Below are 6,000 nucleotides of genomic sequence, written 5' to 3' on the forward strand. Positions count from 1 at the left end.
GCGGTCATACCGCGCCACGCTGACCAGCACGGCCGGCGGGCCGCAAGCCCGTCCGACGACGCGGCTTTGCCGCGGCGCTTCAACGTGGCGCCACGTCGGGTAAAATCGCAGGAGAGAAGAATGACGCAGCAGGCGCACGAAATCCACCTGATCCGCCGGCCGGACGGCATGCCCAAGCCCGAAGACTTCGCGGTCGTCCCCGTCGATGTCGCCGAGCCTGGCGAGGGCGAGATCGAGCTGCAGACGCTGCTGCTGTCGGTCGACCCCTATATGCGCCCGCGGCTCGATCGCGACCAGCCGCTCGATGCCGCGATGCTCGGCGGCGGCATCGCGCGGGTGGTCCGTTCGCGTCATCCGGAGTTCGCCGAGGGCGCGCTGGTGCGCCACATGAGCGGCATGCGCGACCGCTTCGTCAGCGACGGGCGCGGGGTGGCGGCGCTGGTCGTCGATCCCGACCTGCCGCTGTCGGTCTACATGCACGCGCTCGGCGGCACCGGGCTGACCGCCTATGGCGGGCTGCTGGAGGTGGGCGCGCTCAAGGACGGCGAGCAGGTGTTCGTCTCGACCGCGGCGGGCGCGGTCGGCTCGGTCGCGGCGCAGATCGCGAAGCTGAAGGGCTGTTACGTCATCGGTTCGACCGGCTCGGCGGAGAAGGCCGCGTGGCTGCGCGACGTCGCGGGGCTGGACGCCGTCATCGACTATCGCGCCGAGCCGCTCGCGCCGGCGCTGCGGGCCGCCGCGCCCAACGGCATCGACGTGTATTTCGAGAATGTCGGCGGCGCGCACCTCGACGCCGCGCTGCCGCTGATGAACGTGCGCGGGCGCATCCCGGTCTGCGGCATGATCTCGACGTATAACGGCGATCGCGAGGGCGTGCGCAACCTGTCGGTGATGATCTACAGCCGCCTGCGGATGGAGGGCTTCGTCGCGAGCGACTTCGGCGCTCTGCGCGAGCGGTTCGCCGCCGACATGACCGGCTGGTTGAAGGACGGGAAGGTCCGGTATCAGGAAACGGTGCTCGACGGCTTCGATCAGGCGCCCGCCGCGCTGATCGGCCTGTTCGAGGGCCGCAACGCCGGCAAGATGCTGGTGCGGATGGCGCAGTAGCCGCAGGCCGGGTCCTCAGAACCAGCCCGCGACGGTGGCCGGCAGCGGCGTCCAGCGCCCCACGCGCACGCCGGCGTGCCGGAGCGCGTCACCCGTCCAGCTGTTGCACGTCCGGAACGCGTCATAATGCCCGCGCGCGTCGTAGAAGGCGTCGCCGGCGCCATAGCCCGGGTAGCGCCGCCCGCCCGGCCTGAAGCTGGCCATGACGAAGGCGGCGAGGCGGCGATACTGCGCGGGCGTCAGCGTCACCGGCCGCTCGTCCGGGCCTGGCGCCGGGCGCGGCAGGTGCTCGACATGCATCAGCGTCGCGTCGCTGCCGATCAGCGCGGCCAGGATGACGCGCGGCTTCACCTCGCGCCAGGTCGGCGTGCCGAGATAGAAGTCCTTCTGCCCCCAGCCGATCGCGACATGATCGAAGCGGGCGTAGCGCGGATCGGCCAGGTCTTCGGGCCGGGCCCAGCCGCGCCAGTCCACGCCCGCGGCGACCTTGGGCATCACCAGCCCGGTATGGATCGGATTCGATTCGACATAGATCGTCACCCCCTGCGCCGGCGCTCGCCAGCCCGCGTTGGCAGGCAACGCGCCGCCGGTGAACGCCGCCGCCAGCCACGCCAGGCACAGCAGCGCCGCCGCCCCGATCGGGCGGGCAACCAGGGTGGAGAGACGGGCGTTGCGCATGGGAAACGAACCTCATGCTAGGGGAACAGCATGGCCGAGGAAACGCATGGGCTGGACGCCCCCCCGCCGGGCGTTGCCGCGGACTGGACCATCCCGCAGGGCTGGGATCGCTATACCGCGCAGGAGCATGCGACCTGGGACACGCTGTTCGCGCGCCAGTCCCGCCTGCTGCCCGGCCGCGCGTCCGACGCCTATCTGCGCGGGCTGGACGCGCTGAAGCTGTCGGACGGCGGCATCCCCCATTTCGAGGAGCTGTCGGACCGGCTGGAGCAGCTCACCGGCTGGCGCGTGGTCGCGGTGCCGGGGCTGGTGCCGGACGAGGTGTTCTTCGACCATATGGCGAACCGCCGGTTCGTCGCCGGCAACTTCATCCGTCGCCCGGATCAGCTCGACTATCTGCAGGAGCCGGACGTCTTCCACGACGTGTTCGGCCACGTGCCGATGCTCGCCGATCCGGTGTTCGCCGATTATCTGGAGGCCTATGGCAAGGGCGGCCAGCGGGCGATGGCGCACGACGCGCTGAAATGGCTCGGCCGGCTTTACTGGTACACCGTCGAGTTCGGCCTGATCGCGGAGCCGGAGGGCTTGCGCATCTACGGTTCGGGCATCGTGTCCAGCTTCGCCGAGAGCCGCTTCGCGCTTGACGATCCCTCGCCGAACCGCGTCGTCTTCGATCTCGCGCGGGTGATGCGGACCGCATATCGGATCGACGACTTCCAGCAGAACTATTTCGTCATCCCCAGCTTCGACGAACTGCTGCGGGTGACGGTGGAGACCGACTTCGCGCCGCTCTACGACCGGCTGAAGGCGTTGCCCGACATCCCCGTCGCGGCGATCGTGCCTGAGGACGAGGTCCTCACCCTCGGGACGCAGGATCATGCGCGGTCGAAGGCGACGGTGTGAAGCGGTTCACGGCCATCGTCGCGCTGTGCCTGGTCGCGCCGGCGCTGGCCAGGACGGTGCTCGTGCCCGGCGCCAAGCCGACGACGATGGTCGCCGGCCGCGAGCCCTTCACCTTCGCCGAGCCGCCGACCGTCCGCACCGCCTTCGCGCGTGACGAGCCGTTCCTGGAGGGCACGCTGCGGTACGCCTATACCGGCCGGGTGGTCACCCCGATCCAGCGCGGCGGCGACACCGTCGCGCCGGCGGGCAGCCCCGCCTTCGGCGTGCCGATGCGGGTGCGCGATCGCGACAACACCGCGCAGACGCCCGACCAGCCCATCTTCCGCGACAGGCATTGGGCGAGCGAAGCGGGGCCGCCCGAGCTCGTCTGGTGCGCTGCCACGCGTAAGTCCGGCGCGGCCAAGATCGGAACGGTATGTCTTTTCAACGAGGGTCTGACGTTCGGCGGGAACGATGCCTTGATGGGCACTGCGCTCTACATCCTCGATCGCGACCCCTATGGCGGCGGCGAGATCGAGCCCGGCCCGTTCGATCTCGGTGCGCCGATCCGGGTGCGCTATTATGTCCAGAATCTCGGCAAGATCGCGCGGATCAAGGGCCAGATCTGGGTCGGCGGTGCCATCGCCAACCAATGGGGCTACGTCTTCGGTGACATCGGTCGCGGCGCCCAGCCCGGCGAGCGGCTGTTCTCGGTCGGTGGTGGCGTGATCGGCATCAGCGTCGATCCGGCGAGGAAGGACGGTTATGTCCTGCGGATCGTGACGCCGCTGAAGCCCGATGGCGGCGCGCCGCTCACGGAGGTGCGCAACGATGCGCGCGCCGAGCGGCAGCGCCCCTGACCGCGCTCGCACGAAGCCTCGTTTACCCGCCGCGGCGGAAATGATACGGCTCTGGACGTCGTTCACGGGGGGTAGACGATGGAACTGGCCGATCTCGATCCGGCCGAGCCGGCGCTCGGCGCCGCGATCCTGCTGAAGCAGGCGCACCCGAACATCAGTTTCACCAGCGGCCGCCGCGCGGTGAAGGATCAGGCGCGCGCGATGGCGAGCAACGTCGTCCACAACCGGGAGTGGATCCGGGAGACCTGCACGAACACCGCCGAGAGCGCGTCGCTGCAGGCCTGGGTCGACGCCCATCCGCAGGCGACGACGCGCGACGCGATCCAGGCCGGGCTGGCAGGCGGTGATGCGCGACTGGACCGACGCGCAGAAGGGCAAGCTGTCCAAGCATTTCAGCGGGCTGGCGTTCGACGTCGAGCCGGTGCCCGACGGCGAGGCGGCGACGGCGATCAAGCATTCCATCGCCCGGCTGCCCGGGCTGGTGAAGTTCCTGGAAAAGGAGGGCGGCCTCACCCACTGGCACGCCCAGTTCGCCTGATCGCCTAGCGATCCGCCGCCCAGCCGTCGCGGTCGCCCGCCGCCGCGGGTTCGCCCGCACGCGCCGCGCCGGCTTGCAGCCGCAGGATCGTCCAGTCGCCGCGCTCCAGCCGGTGCCGCTCCACGCACCCCGCCGCGCGGTACGCCGCCACGACTGCTTCGGCCTGGATCGAGAGCAGTCCCGCCAGGACGATCGTCGCACCCTCCGCCGCAATGGCGGCGATCTCGCCCGCCATCGCGATCAGCGGCCCCGCGAGGATGTTGGCGATCACGAGATCGTAGCCGCCCGGCGGCAGCCCGCGCGCACCGTCCCGCACCTCCAGCGCGACGCCGCTCACGCCGTTGGCGGCCGCGTTCTCCGCCGCGACCGCCACCGCGACCGGATCGATGTCGGTCGCCAGCACCCGCGCCGCGGGCCACAGCGCCCGGGCCGCGAAGGCGAGCAGCCCCGTCCCCGTGCCGACATCGACGATCCGCGCGAACCGCGCCCCGCTCAGTTCTTCGAGCATGGCGAGGCAGCCCGCGGTGGTCTCGTGATGGCCGGTCCCGAACGCCTGCCCCGCCTCGATCCGGAAGGCGACGGCGCCGGGCGGGACCTCATCGGCATGGGCGGCGATGTGGACGAAGAAGCGGCCCTCCCGGATCGGTGCCAGACCTGCCTGGCTCAGCGTCACCCAATCGGCATCGGGCAACGGCTCCGGCGCGCCGCCCGGGCCACCCGCGAGCGCGCGCACCGCGGCCAGCGTCGCCGCGTCCGGCTCGCCCTCGAAATAGGCGTCCAGCCGCCAACGCCCGGCGCCCTCGTCCTCTTCCGTCGTCACCAGCACCGCGCCGTCGATCTCGGCCAGCGCGATCGCCTCCGCCTGCGCCTTCGTGCAGGGCAGCGTCAGCTTCCAGCTTCCCTGGTCAATCGCGCCGCCGGACGCGGAGGCAGTTGCCACTGCCGCTTGCGGCCGCTCAGCGGACATAGCTCGCGCCGTTCACGTCGAGCACTGCCCCCGTCATCGACGCCGGCGCGTCGACCGCCAGGAAGCGCACCGCCGCCGCCACTTCGGCGGGCTCCGCGACGCGGCCGAGCGGGATGTCGGCGAGCAGCTTGTCGCCGCCGCGGCTGGCGAGATAGTCCTCGGCCATCCCCGTCATGGTGAAGCCCGGGCAGACCGCGAAGGCGAGGATGCCGTCGGCGGCATAGCCCCGCGCGATCGTCTTGGTCATCGCCACCATCCCCGCCTTGGCGGCGGCATAATGCCAGTGTGCCGGCGAGTCGCCCCGGTACGCGGCCCGGCTGGCCACGTTCACCAGCCGCCCGCCGCGGCCCGCATCCCGCCAGTGATTGACTGCCAGCCGGCTCAGCTCGGCGGCGGCGGTCAGGTTGATGCGCAGCGTGCGCTCCCAGCCCGCGACCCAGGCGTCGTGGTCCGCATCGAGCGGGTTCGGCTCGAACACCCCGGCGTTGTTGATGAGCACGTCGATGCGTCCGCTCGCCGCGTCGAGCGCGCGCGCCCAGAGATCGGCGGGTGCGGCCGGGTCGGCCAGGTCGGCGGCGAGGCCGCTCGCGGTGCCGTGCCCGATCACGTGTGCGCCCGCCGCGGTCAGCGCCGCCGCGCACGCCGCGCCGATGCCGCGCGAGGAGCCGGTGAGGAGAATGGTGGTCATGCCCGCGGCCTTAGCTTCCCTCTCCTCGTCAGGGGAGAGGGTGCCGAGCGCAGCGACGGCCGGAGAGGGGCAGTGGACAGCGCGCTGCCATGCCCCCTCCCGACCTCGCCTGCGGCTCGGCCACCCTTTCCCCTGAAGGGAGAGGGAAGTCCGTTACGCCGCCCGGTCGAGGAATCCGTCGGCGGCGGTCTTCAGCCCGCCGAACTGGTCGTCGACCTCGCCGAGTCCCTGTCCGAGGCGATCGATTTCGGCAGCGACGGTTTCGGTATCTTCGCGGATG

7 protein-coding genes are annotated in these 6,000 nt (G+C 71.4%); 4 read left to right on the forward strand and 3 right to left on the reverse strand.

The features are described from left to right. Positions 1–120 precede the first annotated feature (120 nt). Complete coding sequence (locus ACFE64_RS05485) at positions 121–1,107, forward strand: NADP-dependent oxidoreductase (RefSeq protein WP_375391448.1); 987 nt, start codon at positions 121–123, stop codon at positions 1,105–1,107. Positions 1,108–1,122: 15 nt separating this feature from the next. Here ACFE64_RS05485 and ACFE64_RS05490 read toward each other — a convergent pair whose 3' ends face one another. Next, positions 1,123–1,785 carry a TIGR02117 family protein gene (locus tag ACFE64_RS05490; RefSeq protein WP_375391449.1) on the reverse strand — a complete coding sequence of 221 codons (663 nt, stop codon included), beginning with the start codon at positions 1,783–1,785 and terminating at the stop codon, positions 1,123–1,125. Between the two features lie 30 nt (positions 1,786–1,815). On the opposite strand from ACFE64_RS05490, the gene phhA reads away from it, so the two are divergent. From phhA to ACFE64_RS05505, 3 genes are all read left to right on the forward strand, one after another. Next, positions 1,816–2,688, forward strand: coding sequence for a phenylalanine 4-monooxygenase (gene phhA / locus ACFE64_RS05495; protein WP_375391450.1), 873 nt, complete (start codon positions 1,816–1,818; stop codon positions 2,686–2,688). Beyond that, the gene (locus ACFE64_RS05500) at positions 2,685–3,527 is read left to right on the forward strand and encodes a hypothetical protein (protein WP_375391451.1); all 843 of its coding nucleotides are present in this window, start codon (positions 2,685–2,687) and stop codon (positions 3,525–3,527) included. The genes phhA and ACFE64_RS05500 overlap by 4 nt, the downstream gene beginning before the upstream one ends. Before the next feature lie 346 nt (positions 3,528–3,873). Then, a complete protein-coding gene (locus tag ACFE64_RS05505; protein WP_375391452.1) occupies positions 3,874–4,065 on the forward strand; it encodes a hypothetical protein in 192 nt (63 codons plus the stop codon). Positions 4,066–4,069: 4 nt separating this feature from the next. Here ACFE64_RS05505 and ACFE64_RS05510 read toward each other — a convergent pair whose 3' ends face one another. Then, positions 4,070–5,005 (reverse strand): 50S ribosomal protein L11 methyltransferase, encoded by a 936-nt coding sequence (locus tag ACFE64_RS05510; protein ID WP_375391453.1) that lies wholly within the window; start codon positions 5,003–5,005, stop codon positions 4,070–4,072. Positions 5,006–5,021: 16 nt separating this feature from the next. Beyond that, positions 5,022–5,720: an SDR family NAD(P)-dependent oxidoreductase gene (locus ACFE64_RS05515; RefSeq protein ID WP_375391454.1), complete on the reverse strand. Its 699-nt coding sequence runs from the start codon at positions 5,718–5,720 to the stop codon at positions 5,022–5,024. Positions 5,721–6,000: the final 280 nt, after the last annotated feature.

It is taken from the genome of uncultured Sphingomonas sp. (assembly GCF_964250165.1).
In the GTDB taxonomy this organism is placed as follows: Bacteria; Pseudomonadota; Alphaproteobacteria; order Sphingomonadales; family Sphingomonadaceae; genus Sphingomonas.

Excerpts from the sequence above, each read along its gene's own strand:
- ACFE64_RS05515 (WP_375391454.1), bottom strand. The coding sequence starts at position 5,720 with ATGACCACCATTCTCCTCACCGGCTCCTCGCGCGGCATCGGCGCGGCG.
- phhA (WP_375391450.1), top strand. The coding sequence starts at position 1,816 with ATGGCCGAGGAAACGCATGGGCTGGACGCCCCCCCGCCGGGCGTTGCC.
- ACFE64_RS05490 (WP_375391449.1), bottom strand. The coding sequence starts at position 1,785 with ATGCGCAACGCCCGTCTCTCCACCCTGGTTGCCCGCCCGATCGGGGCG.
- ACFE64_RS05485 (WP_375391448.1), top strand. The coding sequence starts at position 121 with ATGACGCAGCAGGCGCACGAAATCCACCTGATCCGCCGGCCGGACGGC.
- ACFE64_RS05505 (WP_375391452.1), top strand. The coding sequence starts at position 3,874 with ATGCGCGACTGGACCGACGCGCAGAAGGGCAAGCTGTCCAAGCATTTC.